This window comes from Luteimonas sp. MC1750, from assembly GCF_016615955.1.
Taxonomy (GTDB): Bacteria; Pseudomonadota; Gammaproteobacteria; order Xanthomonadales; family Xanthomonadaceae; genus Luteimonas.
Genome location: NZ_CP067113.1, coordinates 942,618 through 962,135 on the forward strand (window position 1 = coordinate 942,618; position 19,518 = coordinate 962,135).

Genomic DNA, 19,518 nt, shown 5'->3' on the forward strand with positions numbered 1-19,518 from the left:
CGCGTGACTGGGCGATGACGCGCGGGCGCTTGACAGGCACGAAAAAAGACGGCCCCTCATGTGCGGGGCCGTCCGTGTTGCTGGAGCCGCGGACCGGTCAGTGGCCGGACGATGCGTCGATCTTCTCGCTCGTGTCGAAGATCGTCGGATCCGCCTCGCCGGTGACGGTCAGGAATCCGGCCAGGCCCTTCTCGGCGCGGGACAGCGCGTGGTCGACCAGGATGTACTTGCCGGGATAGTCGACCTTGAACTCGACCATGGTCGCGCCACCCGGGGGCACCAGCGTGGTCTGCACGTCCTTCAGCGGCGGGCTGGTGAACGAGGCCAGGTCGTAGACCCGGTCGAACACTTCGCCGATCAGGTGGAAGCTCGACACCAGGTTCGGGCCGCCGACGCCGAAGAAGATGCGCACTTCCTCACCCACCACGGCGTTCATGTTGAAGGTCTTGGTGAGGGCGTTCATCGAACCGTTGAACATCAGGTGCTCGGGCTTCTCGTCGAGCAGCTTGTCGACCGAGAACTCCTGCAGGCCGCTGGAACCGTGCTTCTGCGCGGTGTAGAGCTCGCCCTGCATGACGTAATACTCCTTGTCGACCTTGGGCAGGCCGCCCTCGGGTTCGACCAGGATCATTCCGTACATGCCGTTGGAGATGTGGTGGGCGATCATCGGCGTGGCGCAGTGGTACACGAACAGGCCCGGGTGCAGCGCCTTGAAGGTGAAGCTCTTGGTCTCGCCGGGGCGCACCTGGGTCACCGCCGCGCCGCCGCCGGGGCCGGTCACCGAGTGGAAGTCGACCGAGTGGATGTTGATGCTGTCCTCGGCGTTCTTCAGGTTGATCGTCACCGTGTCGCCCTGGCGGATGCGCAGGAACGGGCCCGGGACCGTGTTGTCGAAGGTCCAGTAGCGGTAGGTGCTGCCGTCGGACAGCTGGCCCTCCACTTCCGTGGTCAGCAGGTCGTAGGTGATGTGCTTGGGTGCGCGGTCGCCCACCGGCTCGCCGACCTGCGCCGGATCCTTGGCGACGTCGATCGCCGTGCTCACCACTTCCTTGACGTCACCGACGATCAGCTTGCCGAACATGCCGGCGAGCTTGTGGCCCGGGATCGTGCACAGGTACTCGAACGCACCGCCCTTGGTGGCGCGGAACACGATCGTGGTGGCGGCGCCTTCGCCGATCACCTGGTCGGACTGCGCGCCGAACTCGGGCACCGCGATGTCATGCATCGCGCCGTCGGCGTTGGTCAGCGTGATCGCGACCACCGCGCCTTCAGGCACGCGCAGGTCCGGGTTGACCTGGTCCTTGATCGGGCCGGCGTTGCCGATGAACACCATCTGCCCGTCCTGGATCGCGGTACGCAGGCTGAAGGTGACGTCGGCGACGGGGGTGACCGAGGACGGGCCCTGGGCGGCGACGTCGTGCGGGATGAAACCGCCTGCGGCGGCGAGTGCGAACATCAGGACCAGGTTTCTCATGGCGGGTTTCCTTGCGGGTTGACTGAGCCGTTGGGGCTGGGGAGCGCGTGCTCCTTCGCCGATGGGACGCACGTTAATGACGCGCGGACGACGGCTCCATGACCTGGATCAAGCGCATACGCGGTGGTACGGAAATGGCGGCTGCTTGACCTGGGTCAGGGGCGACGCGCCGGTCGATTCCGATAATCCGTCCACGATGAACGCGCGTGCATTCCAGGAGTGGATCGGTCGGCTGGCACTGCTGGCGGCGCTGATGCTCGTGGCGGTGCCCACCGCCGGTCGCCTGGTCCACGTGGCCAGCGGAGCGGCGCACGACGCGGGCGCGCATTCGGCGCTCCAGGCGGGCCACCACGCGCACGCCGCCACCGCCGCCACGGACGCCGTTGCGCCGGGCGCGCCGCTCGCCGCCCCGGGCGATGCCGACTGCGACTACTGCCCGCTGCTGTCCTCGCTGCTTGCCACCACGCGGTTCGCGACGACACCCGCGGCCGTGCTGCCGCCAACCACCAGGCCCGCCAGCCCCGCCGCGCCGCGGCTGCCATGGCTGCATCCCAGCGGGCTCGGCTCCCGCGGTCCGCCGCGCCTCGGCTGACGACCGCCCCGCGCGCCGCGTCCCGCCGCGCGCATCCGAAACCCCCTGTGTCTGTCCCATGGAGCTACCGCCATGTCGGTCCGCTATTGCCCCTCGATCCGTTCGTCCTGCCTCTTCATCGCCATCGTCGCCGCGCTTGCCAGCCCCGTGGTCCTCGCCAACGAGGTAGCCGGCGGTGATTCCGCCACCGATCCGCTGCGCACCGTCGACTTCGACGCGATGGTGGTCACCGCCGCCGCGCCGGTGTCCGCGCTCACCTGGGAAACCAGCCCGAAGCTCCCGCGCCAGCCGGTGCCCGCCAGCGACGGCGCCGACTACCTCAAGACCATCCCGGGCTTCAGCACCGTGCGCAACGGCGGCAGCAACGGCGACCCGGTGCTGCGCGGCATGTTCGGCTCGCGCCTCAACCTGCTCACCAACGACGGCGCGATGCCCGGCGCCTGTCCGTCGCGGATGGACAACGCCATGTCCTACATCGCGCCCGAGACCTATGACGCGCTGGTGGTGACCAAGGGTCCGCAGACCGTGCTCTGGGGTCCGGGCGCATCGGCCGGCACGGTGCGCTTCGAGCGCGACCGCGAGTACTTCGCCGAGCCGGCGTTCAAGTTCGCCGGCAGCGCGCTCGGCGGCAGCTGGGGCCGCAACGACCAGGTGGTGGATGCGACGTATGGCGCCCCGCTGGGCTATGCGCGGGTCAGCGCCAACCGCTCCGAGTCCGGCGACTACGACGACGGCAACGGCGACCGCGTCGGTTCGGCCTGGAAGAAGTGGAACGCCGACCTCGCGCTGGGCTGGACGCCCGACGCGGACACGCTGCTCGAGCTCGGCCTGGGCATCGGCGACGGCCAGGCGCGCTACGCCACCCGCGGCATGGACGGCAGCCGGTTCGACCGCACCAACACCAGCCTGCGCTTCGAGAAGTCCAACCTCGAGCTCGGCGCCCTCCAGGCATTCGAGGCCAGCCTGTTCCACAACGTGGCCGACCACGTGATGGACAACTACAGCCTGCGCGATCCCAACCCGGCCGGCGCCATGCCGATGCCGATGGCCTCGAACGTGGAGCGCAGCACCACCGGCGGACGCGCGGCGGCCACGTGGCGCGGCGCGGCCTTCGAACTGGTCACCGGCATCGATGCCCAGGACAGCCGCCACCGCCGCCGCAGCGCGATGGGCCGGGGCGCCTACCTGGCGGTGCCGTGGACGGTGGACGCGCGCTTCGACAACCTCGGCGCCTTCGCCGAGGGAACCTGGTTCCAGGGCGAGCGCAACCGCTGGATCGCGGGCGCGCGCGTGGATCGCGCGGGCGCCGAGGACGGTCGGGCCAGCATCGCCGGCGGCCACGGCGGACACGCGATGCCCAACCCCACCGCCGGCCAGTCGCGCGAGGAGACGCTCAACGCGGGCTTCGTCCGCTTCGAGCAGGACGTCGACAAGACCCTGAGCTGGTACGCCGGCATCGGCCACACCGAGCGCATGCCCGACTACTGGGAGCTGTTCTCGGCCAACGCGGGCCCCGCGGGCGCGGTCAACGCCTTCGCCGGCCTGGACACCGAAAAGACCACCCAGCTCGACGTCGGCCTGCAGTACCGCGGTGCGCGCTTCGATGCCTGGGTCTCGGCCTACGCCGGGCGCGTCGAGGACTTCATCCAGTTCCGCTACACCAGCGGAATGATGGGCGCGCGCTCGACGGTGTCGAACATCGACGCGCAGACCAGCGGCGCCGAGCTGGGCGTGGAGTTCCGGCCCTCGGACAGCTGGAAGCTCGGTGGAAGCCTGGCCTATGCCCGCGGCAAGGACCGCGACAGCGGACGCCCGCTGCCGCAGATGCCGCCGCTGGAAGGCCGCTTCAGCGCCGACTGGACCAGCGGCAGCTGGTCGGCCGGTGCGCTGGTGCGCGTGGCCGACGGCCAGGACCGCGTGGCGGAGGGCTACGGCAACGTGGTCGGCCAGGACATCGGTCCGAGCGCGGGCTTCGCGACGCTGGCGCTCAACGCCGGCTACCGCTTCGACAGCGGCGTGCAGCTGACCGCGGGCGTCGACAACCTGTTCGACCGCGCCTACAGCGAGCACCTCAACCTCGCCGGCAACGCCGACTTCGGCTATCCGGCCGACGCGGTGCGCATCAACGAGCCCGGCCGCACGCTGTGGGTGCGCATGGGCTACAGCTGGTGAGCACCGCCACGGACCGCACCCCGCGTTGCGCGGCCATTGCCGCTTGCGCCATGATCGGGCGCAGTCCGTGGAGGAGGGTGCCGATGTCCGATCGCATGCAGTGCAACGGGGTGGAAGGATGAGCCTGGAGATCGTGCCGGTCTGGAAGCAGGTGACGCCCGAGCTGTCGTCGGAGCTGATCTCGCTGTGGGCGCGCAACCGGGCGCTTCCCGATCCGACCAAGGCCGCCGAGCGCGCGTCGCAGGCGGTGGCGATCGGCCGCGACGCCGACAGCGGTGCGATCTGGGGCGTGGGCACGGCGGTACTGGGCATCGTGCCGTCCTTCGGCCAGCCGACCTACCTGTACCGGCAGTTCTTCGACGTCGGCGTGCGTGGCCTCAAGCAGACCATGCCGTTCCTCAATTGCATCCGCGACACGCTCGAGGCATACAACGCTTCGCTGCCGAAACCCGAAGCGGTGGGCGTGATGATCGAGCTGCAGAACGACGAGATGGCCCAGCGCTACCGCGACATGTTCGAGGAGGAGGCGCGGGCGCACTTCATCGGCTGGTCGCCGCGCGGCAGGCAGCTGCGGATGATGTACTTCAAGGGGGCGAAGATCATGCTGGCGCCCGAGGTGGTGCCGCGCCAGCGGCCGGACGTCGTTTCCTGAGCCAGGCGGCGCGTGGCGCGCGGCCGGGTTCCGCGCCCGGGCGCGGGATCACGCGCGGCGCAGCAGCCGCAGCGCGAACCAGTCGTCCGGGTCGTTCCAGCCGTCCACCACGCGCAGCCCGGCATCGGCGGCCAGCGCGGCGATGCGCGCATCGGTGTACTTCTGGCTCTGCTCCACCTGCATCTCCTCGCCGCGCGCGAACGCGAACGCTTGGCCTTCGACCGTCACCACCTGCGCGCGCAGGCTTTCCAGCGTGGTCACGATGCGTCCCTCGTCGCGCAGGTAGCGCGCGCGGTGGGCGAAGCCGGCGGGGTCGAAGTCGCAGCCCAGGTCGCGGTTGAGGCGGTGCAGCAGGTTGAGGGTGAACGCGGCGGTCACGCCGGCGTCGTCGTTGTAAGCGGCCTCGATGATCGCCGGGTCCTTTTCGAGGTCCAGCCCGAGCAGCGCGGCGCCGTCGCCGCCCATGGTGTCGCGCATCGCGGCGAGCAGGCGCACCGACTCGTCGCGGGTGAAGTTGCCCAGGGTGGAGCCGGGGAAGAACACCAGCGCCGAGGCCGCGGCGCGCGCAGGCACGGGCAGCGGCACCGGCCGGGTGAAATCGGCCAGCACCGGCAGCACCTCGACGTCGTCGAACTCGCGGTCCAGGCGGCGTGCGCTGGCGGTCAGCGCCGAGCGCGAGATCTCGATCGGCGTGTACGCGACCGGATCGACCAGCGCGTCCAGCAGCAGGCGCGTCTTGCGCCCGCTGCCGCTGCCGTACTCCACCACGTGCGCGCGCGGGCCGACCGCACGCGCGATGTCCGCGCCGTGGTCGGCGAGCATCGCCAGTTCGATCCGCGTGGGGTAGTACTCGGGCTGGCAGGTGATGGCCTCGAACAGCTCGGAGCCGCGCTGGTCGTAGAAATACTTCGACGGCAGCCGCCGGGGCGACGACGCCAGGCCGCGGAGCACGTCGCCGGCGATGTCGTCGTCGCTGGGATGCAGGTCGGTGATGCGGGGTGTGTTCACGCGGGATCCCTGGCCAGGCGCAGGCCCGAGAACTGCCAGCGCGCATGGGGTGCGAAGAAGTTGCGGTAGGTCCCGCGGGCGTGGCCCGGCGGCGTCGCACGGCTGCCGCCGCGCAGGACCAGCTGGCCGCTCATGAACTTGCCGTTGTATTCCCCGAGCGTGCCGGCCAGGGGGCGGAAGCCGGGATAGGCGCCGTAGGCGCTCGAGGTCCATTCCCAGCACTGGCCGACGCCCTGGAGCGCGGCGGCGCTGGCCTCCCATTCGGCCTCGGTGGGCAGGCGCGCGCCGGCCCAGCGGGCAAACGCATCGGCCTCGTAGTGGCTGAGATGGCGCACGGCCGCCCCGGGATCGCGCGCCTGCCAGCCGGCGAGGGTGAACTCGCGCACGCCGTCGGCGTGCCAGTACAGCGGGCGCTGCCAGCCTCCACGCTGAAGCTGGTCCCAGCCATCGCTCAGCCACAGGCTCGGCGTGCGGTAGCCGCCGTCGGCGACGAAGGCGGCGTAGCTGGCGTTGTCGACGGGCCGACGGGCGATCGCGTGGGCGGCGATCAGCACGCGGTGGCGCGGGGTTTCGTTGTCGTAGGCGAAGTCGGCGCTAGCCGATGGCCAGGCGGGCGCGCCCACGGTGATGATCGCTTCGTCGCGGGGGAGCCATTCGGCGCCAGTGCGATGTGCAGCGTCGCCGGCCTGCCAGGCGTCGCCGGGAGGCCAGGCGTCCAGCGCCGTACCGGGGTCCGGGCCCGCCGGCGCATACGCCGGCTGCAGCGGACTGGTCCAGAACGCGTGCTTGATGTCGGTCAGCAGCAGCTCCTGGTGCTGCTCCTCGTGATGGGTGCCGAGGACCAGCACGTCGCGCGCTTCCGGCCCCAGTTCGTCGCGCGCAAGACGGGCGAGGACGCGGTCATCCGTCCGGCGGCGCCAGGCCAGCACCTCGGACAGCGTCGGCCGCGAGACCAGGCCGCGTTCGGCGCGCGCGTGCCGCGGGCCGGCGCCCACGTAGTAGCTGTTGAACAGGAAGTCCCAGCCGGCGGGCATGTCCTCCGGCGCATCGCCGAGGACGAAGCGGGAGAAGAACCAGGTGGTGTGGGCCAGGTGCCACTTCGCCGGGCTGGCGTCGGGCATCGACTGCAGCTGGGCGTCCTCGGGCGAGAGCGGGGCGGCAAGGGCGACGGTGCGCGAGCGTACCGAGGCGTAGCGGTCGGCGAGGGCGGCGGACATCGTGGAAGCGTAGCCGGCGTGTGCTGCGGATCCGTGAAGGCGTGTGCCTGCAACGGGTGCTTCATGCGTCCGGTGCGAGGCTTGCCACCATGGCCCATTCGCGCACCAGCCGATGAAGCCGCCGCGTGCACCTGCGCCGGCCGACCTGTTCGGCGCCGCTTGCGTCCAGATTGTCGATGACGCCGAAGGCGGCATCCGCTGCTGGCCGTCCTTCGCCGCACCGGACGAGGCGGACGCCTGGTTCGAAGCCCTGGTGTCCGGCGTGCCCTGGACCACGCACCGGCGGCAGATGTACGACCGCATGGTCGACGTGCCGCGCCTGCTCGCGTCATGGCGCATCGACGCGCTGCCGCCGGAGCTGCCGCTGGCGGACATGCTGGAACGGGTGCGCACGCACGTGCCGGCGCCCTACAACGCCGTCGGCCTCAATCTCTATCGCGACGGCCGCGACAGCGTGGCCATGCACAACGACAAGCTGCACACGATCGTGCCCGGATATCCGATCACCCTGGTGTCCCTGGGTGATCCGCGGCGCATGCTGGTCCGTGCCAGGGGCGGGGCGCGCGAGCGCCACGCCATCGACCTGGTGCACGGTAGCCTGCTGTCGATGAGCCATGCCTCGCAGCTGACCCACGAGCACGGCATCCCGAAGACGGCGCGGGCCGTGGGCCCGCGCATGAGCGTGGTGTTCCGCGTGCGTCCGCAGACGCAAGCGGGCTGAGCGGCACGCCGCCCGCGGGGGCGACGCGCCGGCGGCTCAGGCGACGTCGGGCTCGCTGAACGCCTCGGGCTCGTCCTCGGCCGAGCCGATCGGGATGCAGCTGCAGAACACGTTCTTGTCGCCGTGCACGTTGTCCACGCGCGCCACCGGCGGCCAGTACTTCTGCAGGCGCAGGGACGGCAGCGGGAACACCGCCAGCTCGCGCGGATAGGCGTGGGTCCACTCACTGGCCGAGGCCTGCGCCGCGGTGTGCGGGGCGTGCTTGAGCGGGTTGTCCTCGCGGTCCAGGCGGCCGTCCTCGATCGCGCGGATCTCGTCGCGGATCTGGATCATGGCGTCGATGAAGCGGTCGAGCTCGTGCAGCGATTCGCTCTCCGTCGGCTCCACCATCAGCGTGCCCGAGACCGGGAAGCTCAGCGTGGGCGCGTGGAAGCCGAAGTCGATCAGGCGCTTGGCGACGTCCTCGGCACCGACGCCGGTGCGGTCCTTGAGCGGGCGCAGGTCGAGGATGCATTCGTGCGCGACCAGGCCGTTGCGGCCGGTGTACAGGGTGGGGTAGTGCGGCTCGAGGCGCTTGGCGACGTAGTTGGCGTTGAGCAGGGCGACCTGGGTCGCGCGGCGCAGGCCTTCGGCGCCCATCATCACGATGTACATCCAGCTGATCGGAAGGATGCTGGCCGAGCCGTGCGTGGCCGCCGAGACCATGCCGACCTCGCCCTCGCCGCCGAAGGCGCGCGGCAGGAAGGGCGCGAGGTGCGACTTCACCGCACAGGGTCCGACGCCGGGGCCGCCGCCGCCGTGCGGGATGCAGAAGGTCTTGTGCAGGTTGAGGTGGCTGACGTCCGAGCCCCACTTGCCCGGGCGCGCCACGCCGCAGAGGGCGTTCATGTTGGCGCCGTCGGTATACACCTGGCCGCCATGCGTGTGGACGATCTCGCAGATCTCGACCACGTCCTCCTCGAACACGCCGTGCGTGGACGGGTAGGTGATCATGATCGCCGCCAGGCGATCGGAGTATTTTTCCGCCTTGGCACGGATGTCGGCGACGTCGACGTTGCCGTTCGCGTCGCAGCGGGTCACCACCACGGTCATGCCAACCATCTGCGCCGAGGCCGGGTTGGTGCCGTGCGCCGACTCGGGGATCAGGCAGATGTCGCGGTGGCCTTCGCCCTTCGAGGCGAGGTAGGCACGGATCGCCAGCAGGCCGGCGAACTCGCCCTGGGCGCCGGAGTTGGGCTGGAAGCTGACCGCGTCATAGCCGGTGATCTCCGCCAGCATCTCTTCCAGGCCGTCGATCAGCACCGTGTAGCCTTCGGCCTGGTCGGCCGGCGCCAGCGGGTGGATCTGGCTGAACTCCGGCCAGGTGATCGGGATCATCTCGGCGGTCGCGTTGAGCTTCATGGTGCACGAGCCCAGCGGGATCATCGTGCGGTCCATGGCAAGGTCCTTGTCGGCCAGGGCACGCATGTAGCGCAGCAGTTCGTGCTCGCTGTGGTGGGTGTTGAACACCGGATGGGTCATGAAGCGGCTGGTGCGCAGCAGGCCGGCCGGCAGGGCGTCGGCGGTCGCCGAGTCGAGCGCGTCGATGTCGTCGACCTGGCCGCCGAACAGCGCGGCGAGCGCGGCCACGTCCTCGCGGGTGGTGGTCTCGTCGAGGCTGATGCCGACGCTGCCGTCGTCGATCATGCGCAGGTTGATGCGCGCCTCGCGCGCTTTCGCGTGCACGGCGGCGGCGTCGATGCCGCTCACGTGCAGGGTGTCGAAGAAGTCGCCGCCCACGCTGGCGCCGGCCTTGCGCAGGGCTTCGGCCAGGATCGCGGTGTAGCGGTGCACGCGGCGCGCGATGCGCGTCAGCCCGTCGGGGCCGTGGTAGACCGCGTACATCGACGCCATCACCGCCAGCAGCACCTGCGCGGTGCAGATGTTGGACGTGGCCTTCTCGCGGCGGATGTGCTGCTCGCGGGTCTGCAGGGTGAGGCGGTAGGCGGGGTTGCCCTCGGCATCGACCGACACGCCGATCAGGCGGCCCGGCATCGAACGCTTGAACGCGTCGCGGCAGGCCATGTAGCCCGCGTGCGGGCCGCCGAAGCCGAAGGGCACGCCGAAGCGCTGGGTGTTGCCGATGACGATGTCCGCGCCCCATTCGCCGGGCGCGGCGATCAGGGTCAGCGCCAGCAGGTCCGCGGCCACGGTCACGACGCCGCCGCGCGCATGCACGGCCTCGGCCACGGCGCGGTAGTCGTGGATGCGGCCGAAGGTGTCCGGGTACTGCAGCAGCACGCCGTAGCTGTCGACCGTGGCGGCATCGGCGTCGTCGCCGACGTGCAGCTCGATGTCGAGGCCGCCGGCGCGGGTACGCAGCACTTCGAGCGTCTGCGGATGCACGTTCTTGGACACGAAGAACACGTTGGACTTCGACTTCGCCGAGCGCTTGGCCAGGGTCATCGCCTCGGCCGCGGCGGTGGCCTCGTCGAGCAGGGACGCGTTGGCGATCTCCATGCCGGTGAGGTCGGCCAGCATGGTCTGGAAGTTGATCAGCGCCTCCATGCGGCCCTGCGAGATCTCCGCCTGGTAGGGCGTGTAGGCCGTGTACCAGGCCGGGTTCTCGAGGATGTTGCGCAGGATGACGTTGGGCACGTGGGTGCCGTAATAGCCCTGGCCGATGAAGCTGCGGAACACGGTGTTCCGGTCGGCGATCGCGCGGATCTTCGCCAGCGCGTCGACCTCGGTCATCGGCGGCGGCAGGGCCAGCGCGTCGCCGGAGCGGATCGAGCCGGGGACGATGGCGTCGGTCATCGCGTCGAGCGATTCGTGGCCGACCACGCGCAGCATCTGCGCGATCTCGTCCGCGTTGGGGCCGATGTGGCGTTCCACGAACGCGTCGTGATGCTCGAGCGAGCGGAGGGAGGCAGGCTGCTTGGACATGGCTATGGACTCTGGCGGGCGCGAAGGGGCCGCGTGCACGCACGCGGGGCGCCCCTCTGTCCTTTTGCCTGAGAGTTCGGGACGGGGTGCGAGCCCCATCCATGCACCTTCGGCGCCGGGTTTGACCGGTCTCTCCAGAGTTGTCCCCGCCGGCGGTACGTGGGCCTGAGCGATTACGGGCGTTGCGCCTTCGGCAGCCGGTCCGTGGACGTGGACGGCTTCTCCCGCTGGAGGGTCTTGCCCGGGGATTATAGCCCGCCGCCTGCTGTAGGAGCGGCTACAGCCGCGATCGCCCTTGCTGTGACGTCCCGCCATCGCGGCTGTAGCCGCTCCTACAGGGGTAGGCGGGTAGCCGGTATCCTTGTCGGCTCCGCCTTGTCCGCGCCGGCCCCGTGCCGGCGCCTGCCCATGCCTCCGCACCTCCCCAAGTCCATGGGCCGGCTGGCCCTGCTGCTGGCCGGCCTGTCGATGTTCGGCCCGTTCTCGATCGACGCCATCTTCCCGGCGTTCCCGGCCATGGGCGCCTCGCTGGGCGCCGACAAGCTGGCCATGCAGCAGACGATCAGCGCCTATCTGGTCGCCTACGCCGCCATGAGCCTGCTGCACGGGCCGCTCTCGGACGCCCTGGGCCGGCGTCGGGTCATCCTGGCCGGCCTGGTCGTGTTCATCGGCGCCTCGGTGGGCTGCGCGCTGGCCGACGACCTGCCGACCATGCTCGCCTTCCGCGCGCTGCAGGGCCTGTCGGCCGGCGTGGGCCTGATCGTGGGCCGCGCGGTGATCCGCGACGTGCTGCACGGCGACGACGCCCAGCGCCTGATGAGCCAGGTGTCGATGATCTTCGGCATCGCGCCCGCGATCGCGCCGGTGATCGGCGGCTGGATCCTGGGCGTGGGCGAGTGGCACGACATCTTCTGGTTCCTGGTCGGCTTCGCGGTGCTGCTGCTCGCGGCCACCTGGGCCTGGCTGCCCGAGACCCATCCGGCGGAGAACCGCAGCGCGCTTGCGCCGCGCAGCATGCTGCGCGACTACGCGCTGATCCTCGGCAACCGCCGCTTCCAGCGCCTGGCCGCGGCCGGCGCGCTGAACTTCGCCGCGCTGTTCCTCTACATCGCCTCGGCGCCGGCGTTCGTGCTCGACCTGCTGAAGCTCGACGAGCGCAGCTTCGCCTGGTTCTTCGCGCCGATGATCGGCGGGATGATGCTGGGCGCCTTCACCTCCGGGCGGGTTGCCGGGCGCATGGCGCACGCGGTGCAGGTCAACATCGGCTTCGCCTGCTGCGGGCTGGCGGCGGCCTGCAACGTCGCCTACGGCCTGCTGGTCGACGTCCCGACGGTGCCGTGGGCCGTGTTGCCGGTGGCCCTGAACGCGTTCGGCGTCGCGATGGTCTTCCCGGTGCTGACGCTGGCGATCCTCGACATGTATCCGCGCCAGCGCGGCTCGGCCTCGTCGCTGCAGGCCTTCACCAGCCTGGCGCTCAACGCCGTGGTGGCCGGCCTGCTGTCGCCTCTGGTGAGTGGCTCGACCGCGAGCCTGGCCATCGCCGCGGGCCTGTTCACCCTGGGCGGCTGGCTGGTCTGGCGGCTGGAGCGCTACCGCATCCGCCGCCTGCCGGCGGGGCAATGCGAACCCGGCATGCCGGATCCGGCGGAACACGTCTGAGGCCGTTGCCCCGCGTCAGCCGGGGACGGCCGGCAGCTCGAGCACGAATTCGAGCGCGTCCGCACCGCTGGCATGGGCCAGCAGCCGGCCACCGTGGGCGCGGGCGATAGCCGAGGCCACCACCAGGCCCAGTCCCAGCGCGCCGTCCGGCGGATCGGGATGCGGGGATTCCAGCAGCGAGGCGGCCAGCGCGTCGGACGCGTCGGGGCAGCGGGCGGTGCAGGCCATGCGCAGGCCCGTGGCCGAACGCTCGATCCGCGCCTCGACCGGCGTGGTGCAGCCCCGCGCCGCCTGCAGGCCGAGGAGGGCATCGAACAGCTGGCCCAGGCGCCGGCCGTCGCCCTCGACCTCGAGCTGCCCCGCGTCGGGGGCGAAGTCCACCCGCGGCGGCCGCGCCGGCAGGCGCGCGATCGCATCGGCCACCAGCATGCCGACGTCAACGACCTCGTGGCTGGCGACCAGGCCGCCGCGGTCCGCCTGCACCAGGTCGCTGAACTCGTCGATCATCGCGCCCAGGCGCTGCGCCTGGCGGTCGAGCACGGCCAGCAGCTCGTCGCGCTGGCCGGCATCCACGCCCGGCGCGCGCAGCAGGTAGACGGCGGTCTGGATCGGCGACAGCGGCCCACGCAGGTCGTGTGCCAGCCGGTCGAGCCAGGTCCTGTCGAGCGGCACCTCAGGCCTCCCCGCGCCGCTGGCCGGCGGCGGTGCAGAGGCGCTGCACGGCGTCGAGCCGCGGCGGCTTGACCAGGTGCTCGTCGAAGCCGGCCTCGCGCGTGCGTTCGCGGTCGGCCGGCTGTCCCCAGCCGGTGACCGCGACGATGGCCGGGGAGGGCGCGCGGGCGCGCAGGCTGCGCGCGATGTCATAGCCGCTGCGCCCCGGCATGCCGATGTCGAGGAAGACCACGTCGGGCGCGAAACGCTCGACTTCGGCTTCCACCAGCAGCGGATCGTGGACCTCGGCGGTTTCGTGGCCGAGCAGGCGCACCATCATCGCCAGGGTGCTGGCCGCGTCGTGGTTGTCGTCGACCACTAGGACGCGGGTCGGGGCGGCGGGCGCGGGCGCGGCGGCGACCGCGGCGACCGTCGGCACCGGGACCCGGCTGGCCGGCAGCGCGGCCTCCGGGCGCCACGGCAGGTGCACGCGGAAGACGCAGCCCAGGCCCAGTCCGTCACTCTCCACCTCGACGCGCCCCTCGTGCATCTCGGTGATCTTCTGCACCAGGGTCAGGCCGATGCCGAGGCCGCCGTGCGAGCGCTCGACCGTGGTGTCGACCTGGCGGAACACCTCGAAGATGTCCTCCAGCTGGTCGCTCTCCAGTCCGATGCCGGTGTCGCGGATGCTCACGGCCACCTCGCCGCGCGCCTCGTCCAGCGCGGCCTCGAGCTCGATGCGGCTGCCGGGGTCGGAGTACTTGGCGGCGTTGTTGAGCAGGTTGGCGAAGACCTGCGCCAGGCGCGCGTGGTCGGCCTGCAGGACCACGTCCTGTCCCGGCAGCTGCATCGCGAAGCGATGGCCGCCGGCATCGAGCCAGGGCCGGGCGATCTCGACCGCGCCGGAGAGCACGTCGGCGAGCGCGACAGGGTCCGGTCGCAGCGCGAGCTTGCCCTGGCTGACGCGGGCGATGTCCAGCAGGTCGTCGATCAGCCGGACCAGGAGATCCAGCTGGCGCTCCATGGTGTCCTGCAGCGCATCGGCCGCGCCGCCGCCCTGCAGGCGACGGATGCCGAGCGCGTTCTGCAGCGGCGCCAGCGGGTTGCGCAGTTCGTGCGCGAGGGTGGCGAGGAACACGTTCTTGCGCTGGTCCACGCCGCGCAGGCGCTCCTCGGCGCGTGCGCGCTCGGCGACTTCCGTCTGCAGCTCCGAGTTGCGGCTGGCCAGCGCCTCGTTCGCCAGGCGCAGCGATTCGTTGAGGGCCTCGAGCTCGCGTGCCTTCTCGCGCTGCAGCTCCTGGTTGCGCGCGGCCAGGCTGGCGTTGAGCGCCTCGAGCTCCTGCCGCTTGCGGTAGAGCTCGACCAGCACCTCGACCTTGCTGCGCAGGATCTCCGGGATCACCGGCACCATGACGTAGTCGACCGCGCCCAGCTGGTAGCCCTGCAGCCGGTCCATCTCCGACAGGTTGACCGCGGTGACGAAGATGATCGGCGTCTTCTCGTAGCGCGGGTGCTGGTGCACCAGGGCCGCGGTCTCGAAGCCGTCCATGTCGGGCATGTTCACGTCGAGCAGGATCAGCGCGTAGTCGTCCTCCATCAGCCGCTTCAGTGCTTCGCGCCCTGACCTGGCCTGCACCAGGCATTCACCCAGCGGTTCGAGGATCGCCGTGTAGGTGAGCAGCCGCGCGGGCTGGTCGTCGACCAGCAGGATGCGCACCGGCTCGATCGCCGGGGCGGGCAGGCCGGTGCGCGCGGCGGCGACGTGGGCGTCGCGGCTCAACGACGCAGCCATTGCCGCAGCACCCCCAGGAGTTCGTCGGTGATCACCGGCTTGGCCAGGTAGCCGGATGCGCCGGCCTCCAGGCACTTCTCGCGGTCGCCCTTCATCGCCTTGGCGGTGATCGCGATGATCGGCAGCGTGCGCAGCGCCGGCACCTGGCGGATCGCGCGCATCGTTTCGTAGCCGTCCATGCCGGGCATCATGATGTCCATCAGCACCAGGTCGACCTCGGCGCCATTGGACACCCGGGCGATGGCGTCCTGGCCGTTTCCGGCGGTGACCACCTGCATGCCGTGGCGTTCGAGCACGCTGGACATGGCGAAGATGTTGCGCACGTCGTCGTCGACCACGAGCACGCGCCGGTCGACCAGGGTGTCGTCCAGCGGCGCGGCTTCGCCCCGCTGGGCGGCGCCTCGTTCGCGGTCGGCAGGCGCCAGCAGCGGGGGCTCGACGGCCGGGCGCTCGCGCCCGGGTGTCCGCGGCACGCGCAGCGCCGCGAGCTGGCCGCCCGCGGCGTAATGCAGCGGCAGGTAGAGCGTGAAGGTGCTGCCGCGGCCGGCCTCGCTGCGCAGCTGCAGTTCGCCGCCGAGCAGGCCGGCGATCTCGCGGCTGATCGCGAGCCCGAGCCCGGTGCCGCCGTATTGCCGCGAGGTGCCCGCGTCGGCCTGCTGGAAGGCTTCGAAGACGATCCGCTGCTTGTCTCCCGAGATGCCGATGCCGGTGTCGCTGACCTCGATGGCGACCACGGTGCCGGCCTCGCGCAGGGTGGCGTTGTCCGGCGACCACCCCGACGCCGCCTTGAACGCGCGCATCCGCACGCTGCCCTGCGGCGTGAACTTGAGCGCGTTCGACAGCAGGTTCTTCAGGATCTGTTGCAGGCGCTTGGGGTCGGTGCTCAGCGCCGGGCCAAGCTCGGGGTCGAGTTCGATGCTGAAGTCGAGCTCGCGGCGCTCGGCCTCGTGGCCGAAGGCGCGCAGGAGGTTGTCGCGCAGGTGGGCGAACTGGACGGTCTCGCTTTCGACTGTCACCGTTCCCGACTCGATCTTGGACAGGTCGAGGATGTCGCTGATCAGGTTCAGCAGGTCGGTGCCGGCGGCGTGGATGGTCTTGGCGAACTCGACCTGGCGCCCGCTGAGGTTGTCGCCGGGGTTTTCCGCCAGCTGCTGCCCCAGGATCAGGATCGAATTGAGCGGCGTGCGCAGCTCGTGCGACATGTTGGCCAGGAATTCGGACTTGTAGCGCGAGGTCAGCGCAAGCTCCGCGGCCTTTTCCTCCAGCTCGCGGCGCGCGTGCTCGATCTGGCGGTTCTTGGTCTCCACCTCGGCCTTCTGCTCGGCCAGCATGTGCGCCTTGAGCGCGATCTCCTCGTTGGTCTGCTGCAGCTCGTCCTGCTGCGCCTGCAGCTCGCCCGCGAGCTGCTGCGACTGCGAGAGCAGGCGCTCGGTGCGCATCGTCGACTCGATGGTGTTGAGCACGATGCCGATGCTGCCCGACAGCTGCTCGAGGAAGATCCGCTGCGACGGGGTGAAGCCGGCCAGCGTCGCCAGCTCCAGCACCGCCTTGACCTGGCGCTCGAACAGCACCGGCAGCACGATCACGTTGCGCGGCACGGCGTTGAGCAGCCCCGACTCGATCTGCACCGAGCCCGGCGGCACGTCGTCGATGAGGATCAGCCGGCCTTCGGCCGCGCACTGACCGACCAGGCCTTCGCCGAACGCGAGGGTCCCCGGCTGCGGCGCGCCCGGCGCATCGGCATAGCGCGCGAGCTGGCGCAGCCGCGGCTGGCTGGCGTCGTCGGATTCGACGACGTAGATCAGCCCCTGCTGCGCGCCGACCAGGACCGCGAGCTCGGACAGCAGCATCTGGCCCAGGGTCTGCAGGTCGCGCTGGCCCTGCATCATGCCGCTGAACTTGGCCAGGTTGGTCTTCAGCCAGTCCTGCTCGCTGTTCGACTCGGTGGTCGCGCGCAGGGTGCCGATCATCAGGTTCATGTTGTCCTTGAGATCGGCGAGTTCGCCGCGGACATCGACCGTGATCGAGCGGGTGAGGTCGCCCTGGGTCACCGCGGTGGCGACCTCGGCGATCGCGCGCACCTGGGTGGTGAGGTTGGCCGCAAGCTGGTTGACGTTGGCGGTGAGGTCCTTCCAGATGCCGGCCGTTCCGGGCACGTGGGCCTGGCCGCCGAGGCGGCCTTCGACGCCGACCTCGCGCGCGACCGTGGTCACCTGGTCGGCGAAGATCGCCAGGGTGTCGGTCATGCCGTTGATGGTGTCGGCGAGCTCGGCGATCTCGCCCTTGGCCTCGACGGTGAGCTTCTGCTGCAGGTCGCCGGTGGCAACGGCAGTCACCACCTTGGCGATGCCGCGCACCTGGGCGGTGAGGTTGGTCGCCATCGAGTTCACGTTGTCGGTGAGGTCCTTCCAGGTGCCGGCCACGCCCGGCACCTGCGCCTGGCCACCGAGCTTGCCTTCGGTGCCGACCTCGCGCGCCACGCGGGTGACCTCGGCGGCGAAGCCGTTGAGCTGGTCCACCATCGTGTTGAGGGTGTCCTTCAGCTGCAGGATCTCGCCCTGCGCGTCGACCGCGATCTTGCGCGACAGGTCGCCGCGCGCAACCGACGTTGCCACTTCCGCGATGTTGCGCACCTGCGTGGTGAGGTTGGTCGCCATCGAGTTGACGTTGTCGGTCAGGTCCTTCCAGGTGCCGGCGACGCCGGGCACCTGCGCCTGGCCGCCGAGCTTGCCTTCGGTGCCGACCTCGCGCGCCACGCGCGTAACCTCGGCGGCAAAGCCGTTGAGCTGGTCGACCATCGTGTTGATGGTGTCCTTGAGCTGCAGGATCTCGCCCTGCGCATCGACCGCGATCTTGCGCGACAGGTCGCCGCGCGCCACCGCCGTGGTCACCTCGGCGATGTTGCGCACCTGGGTGGTCAGGTTGGTGGCCATCGAGTTGACGTTGTCGGTGAGGTCCTTCCAGGTGCCGGCGACGCCCGGAACCTGGGCCTGGCCGCCGAGTTCGCCCTCGGTGCCGACCTCGCGCGCCACGCGGGTCACCTCGGCGGCGAAGCCGTTGAGCTGGTCGACCATCGTGTTGATGGTCTCCTTGAGCTGCAGGATCTCGCCCTGCGCGTCGACCGCGATCTTGCGCGACAGGTCGCCCTTCGCCACCGCCGTGGTCACCTCGGCGATGTTGCGCACCTGGCTGGTGAGGTTGGACGCCATGGCGTTGACCGAGTCGGTCAGGTCGGCCCAGGTGCCGTCGACGCCGGGGACCTGCGCCTGGCCACCGAGCTTGCCTTCCGTGCCAACCTCGCGCGCCACGCGGGTGACCTCGGCGGCGAAGCTGTTGAGCTGGTCGACCATCGTGTTGATGGTGTCCTTCAGCTCGGCGATCTCGCCGCGCACGTCGACGGTGATCTTGCGCGACAGGTCGCCCTTGGCCACCGCGGTGGTGACCTCGGCGATGTTGCGCACCTGGCTGGTCAGGTTGGACGCCATCGAGTTGACGTGGTCGGTCAGGTCCTTCCAGGTACCGGCGACGTCGGGCACCTGGGCCTGGCCGCCGAGCTTGCCCTCGGTGCCGACCTCGCGCGCCACGCGGGTGACTTCCGCCGCGAAGCCGTTGAGCTGGTCGACCATCGTGTTGATGGTCTCCTTGAGCTGGGCGATCTCGCCGCGCACGTCGACGGTGATCTTGCGCGACAGGTCGCCGCGCGCCACCGCGGTGGTGACCTCGGCGATGTTGCGCACCTGGCTGGTCAGGTTCGACGCCATGGCGTTGACCGAATCGGTGAGGTCCTTCCAGGTGCCGGCGACGCCGGGCACGATCGCCTGGCCGCCGAGCTTGCCTTCGGTGCCGACCTCGCGCGCGACGCGCGTGACCTCCGATGCGAAGCCGCGGAGCTGGTCGACCATCGTGTTGATGGCTTCCTTCAGCTGCAGGATCTCGCCGCGCACGTCCACGGTGATCTTGCGCGAGAGGTCGCCGTTGGCGACCGCGATGGTCACCTCGGCGATGTTGCGCACCTGCGCGGTGAGGTTGGAGGCCATCTGGTTGACGGAGTCGGTGAGCTCCTTCCAGACGCCGGAGACGCCGGCCACCTTGGCCTGGCCGCCAAGCCGCCCGGCGGTTCCCACCTCGAGCGCGACGCGGGTGACCTCCGAGCTGAACTCGCCCATCTGCTCGATCATGCGGTTGACGATCGTCGCCGAGCGCATGAACTCGCCCTGCAGCGGGCGGCCGTCGGCCTCGAGCGGGACGCTGCGGGTCAGGTCGCCCTTGGCGACGCCGGCGATGGCCTCGGTGATCGTGGCCACCGGCCGCACCAGGTCGTCGACCAGCTCGTTGAACGAATCCTCCATGCCGCCCCAGGAGCCATGGCGGTTCGGCAGCCCGATGCGCTGCCGGGTCAGGCCTTCGCGACCGACCTTCTCGCCGACGCGCGCCAGTTCGAGCGCGAGTCCGCGGTTGCTGCGCGCGACGGTATTGAACGCGTCGGCGAGGCGCCCCTCGAGGCCCTCCCAGTGGCCCGGGAGCTCCACCGAGAAATCGCCCTGGGCCATCGCCTGCAGCGCCGAGAGCATCTGCTGCATGGCGCTGTCGGAGCCGCCCCGGGCGTCATCATGTTCCGGGGCGCTGCTGCGCTCCCGGGCCGTCGGTGTCCCCAT

Annotated in this window: 12 protein-coding genes and 2 riboswitches; of the genes, 5 read left to right on the forward strand and 7 right to left on the reverse strand. The window is 70.8% G+C overall.

The window, feature by feature from the left end:
* Positions 1 to 97: 97 nt before the first annotated feature.
* Entirely contained in the window at positions 98 to 1,474 is a 1,377-nt protein-coding gene (nirK, locus tag JGR68_RS04465; protein WP_199361109.1) for a copper-containing nitrite reductase, read from the reverse strand.
* 196 nt (positions 1,475 to 1,670) lie between these two features.
* On the opposite strand from nirK, the gene JGR68_RS04470 reads away from it, so the two are divergent.
* The 3 genes from JGR68_RS04470 to JGR68_RS04480 all read left to right on the forward strand — a co-directional run bounded on the left by JGR68_RS04470 (position 1,671) and on the right by JGR68_RS04480 (position 4,890).
* The gene (locus JGR68_RS04470; RefSeq protein ID WP_199361111.1) at positions 1,671 to 2,066 is read left to right on the forward strand and encodes a DUF2946 family protein; all 396 of its coding nucleotides are present in this window, start codon (positions 1,671 to 1,673) and stop codon (positions 2,064 to 2,066) included.
* Positions 2,067 to 2,138: 72 nt separating this feature from the next.
* Positions 2,139 to 4,238, forward strand: coding sequence for a TonB-dependent copper receptor (locus JGR68_RS04475; protein WP_199361113.1), 2,100 nt, complete (start codon positions 2,139 to 2,141; stop codon positions 4,236 to 4,238).
* Positions 4,239 to 4,356: 118 nt separating this feature from the next.
* Entirely contained in the window at positions 4,357 to 4,890 is a 534-nt protein-coding gene (locus JGR68_RS04480) for a hypothetical protein (protein ID WP_199361116.1), read from the forward strand.
* A gap of 48 nt (positions 4,891 to 4,938) precedes the next feature.
* Here JGR68_RS04480 and egtD read toward each other — a convergent pair whose 3' ends face one another.
* Complete coding sequence (egtD, locus tag JGR68_RS04485) at positions 4,939 to 5,898, reverse strand: L-histidine N(alpha)-methyltransferase (RefSeq protein ID WP_199391975.1); 960 nt, start codon at positions 5,896 to 5,898, stop codon at positions 4,939 to 4,941.
* On the reverse strand, positions 5,895 to 7,115 hold the full coding sequence (locus JGR68_RS14005) for an ergothioneine biosynthesis protein EgtB (protein WP_234446595.1): 1,221 nt from the start codon (positions 7,113 to 7,115) through the stop codon (positions 5,895 to 5,897). The genes egtD and JGR68_RS14005 overlap by 4 nt, the downstream gene beginning before the upstream one ends.
* A 112-nt stretch (positions 7,116 to 7,227) precedes the next feature.
* Here JGR68_RS14005 and JGR68_RS04490 point away from each other — a divergent pair, with 112 nt between their 5' ends.
* Positions 7,228 to 7,836, forward strand: a complete 609-nt coding sequence (locus JGR68_RS04490) for an alpha-ketoglutarate-dependent dioxygenase AlkB (RefSeq protein WP_199361121.1) — start codon at positions 7,228 to 7,230, stop codon at positions 7,834 to 7,836.
* Between the two features lie 36 nt (positions 7,837 to 7,872).
* On the opposite strand, the gene gcvP is transcribed toward JGR68_RS04490, so the two are convergent.
* Complete coding sequence (gcvP, locus tag JGR68_RS04495; RefSeq protein WP_199361123.1) at positions 7,873 to 10,761, reverse strand: aminomethyl-transferring glycine dehydrogenase; 2,889 nt, start codon at positions 10,759 to 10,761, stop codon at positions 7,873 to 7,875.
* A 51-nt stretch (positions 10,762 to 10,812) separates the two neighbouring features.
* Positions 10,813 to 10,904, reverse strand: a riboswitch (glycine riboswitch).
* Positions 10,905 to 10,998, reverse strand: a riboswitch (glycine riboswitch).
* A gap of 171 nt (positions 10,999 to 11,169) precedes the next feature.
* Between gcvP and JGR68_RS04500 the strand changes: the two genes are divergently transcribed.
* Positions 11,170 to 12,420, forward strand: coding sequence for a multidrug effflux MFS transporter (locus JGR68_RS04500; RefSeq protein WP_199361125.1), 1,251 nt, complete (start codon positions 11,170 to 11,172; stop codon positions 12,418 to 12,420).
* Between the two features lie 15 nt (positions 12,421 to 12,435).
* Here JGR68_RS04500 and JGR68_RS04505 read toward each other — a convergent pair whose 3' ends face one another.
* From JGR68_RS04505 to JGR68_RS04515, 3 genes are read right to left on the reverse strand one after another with little or no spacing between them, the layout of a single operon-like run.
* Positions 12,436 to 13,092 (reverse strand): HAMP domain-containing sensor histidine kinase, encoded by a 657-nt coding sequence (locus JGR68_RS04505; protein ID WP_199361128.1) that lies wholly within the window; start codon positions 13,090 to 13,092, stop codon positions 12,436 to 12,438.
* Between the two features lies 1 nt (position 13,093).
* Entirely contained in the window at positions 13,094 to 14,851 is a 1,758-nt protein-coding gene (locus JGR68_RS04510; RefSeq protein ID WP_200672729.1) for a response regulator, read from the reverse strand.
* Entirely contained in the window at positions 14,848 to 19,443 is a 4,596-nt protein-coding gene (locus JGR68_RS04515; RefSeq protein WP_234446596.1) for a HAMP domain-containing protein, read from the reverse strand. Before JGR68_RS04515 ends, JGR68_RS04510 begins: the two co-directional genes overlap by 4 nt.
* Positions 19,444 to 19,518 lie beyond the last annotated feature (75 nt).

Bases quoted from the DNA above. Each gene is read 5' to 3' on its own strand.
- nirK (WP_199361109.1), bottom strand. From the start codon at position 1,474: ATGAGAAACCTGGTCCTGATGTTCGCACTCGCCGCCGCAGGCGGTTTC.
- JGR68_RS04470 (WP_199361111.1), top strand. From the start codon at position 1,671: ATGAACGCGCGTGCATTCCAGGAGTGGATCGGTCGGCTGGCACTGCTG.
- JGR68_RS04475 (WP_199361113.1), top strand. From the start codon at position 2,139: ATGTCGGTCCGCTATTGCCCCTCGATCCGTTCGTCCTGCCTCTTCATC.
- JGR68_RS04480 (WP_199361116.1), top strand. From the start codon at position 4,357: ATGAGCCTGGAGATCGTGCCGGTCTGGAAGCAGGTGACGCCCGAGCTG.
- JGR68_RS14005 (WP_234446595.1), bottom strand. From the start codon at position 7,115: ATGTCCGCCGCCCTCGCCGACCGCTACGCCTCGGTACGCTCGCGCACC.
- JGR68_RS04490 (WP_199361121.1), top strand. From the start codon at position 7,228: ATGAAGCCGCCGCGTGCACCTGCGCCGGCCGACCTGTTCGGCGCCGCT.
- gcvP (WP_199361123.1), bottom strand. From the start codon at position 10,761: ATGTCCAAGCAGCCTGCCTCCCTCCGCTCGCTCGAGCATCACGACGCG.
- JGR68_RS04500 (WP_199361125.1), top strand. From the start codon at position 11,170: ATGCCTCCGCACCTCCCCAAGTCCATGGGCCGGCTGGCCCTGCTGCTG.
- JGR68_RS04515 (WP_234446596.1), bottom strand. From the start codon at position 19,443: ATGCAGCAGATGCTCTCGGCGCTGCAGGCGATGGCCCAGGGCGATTTC.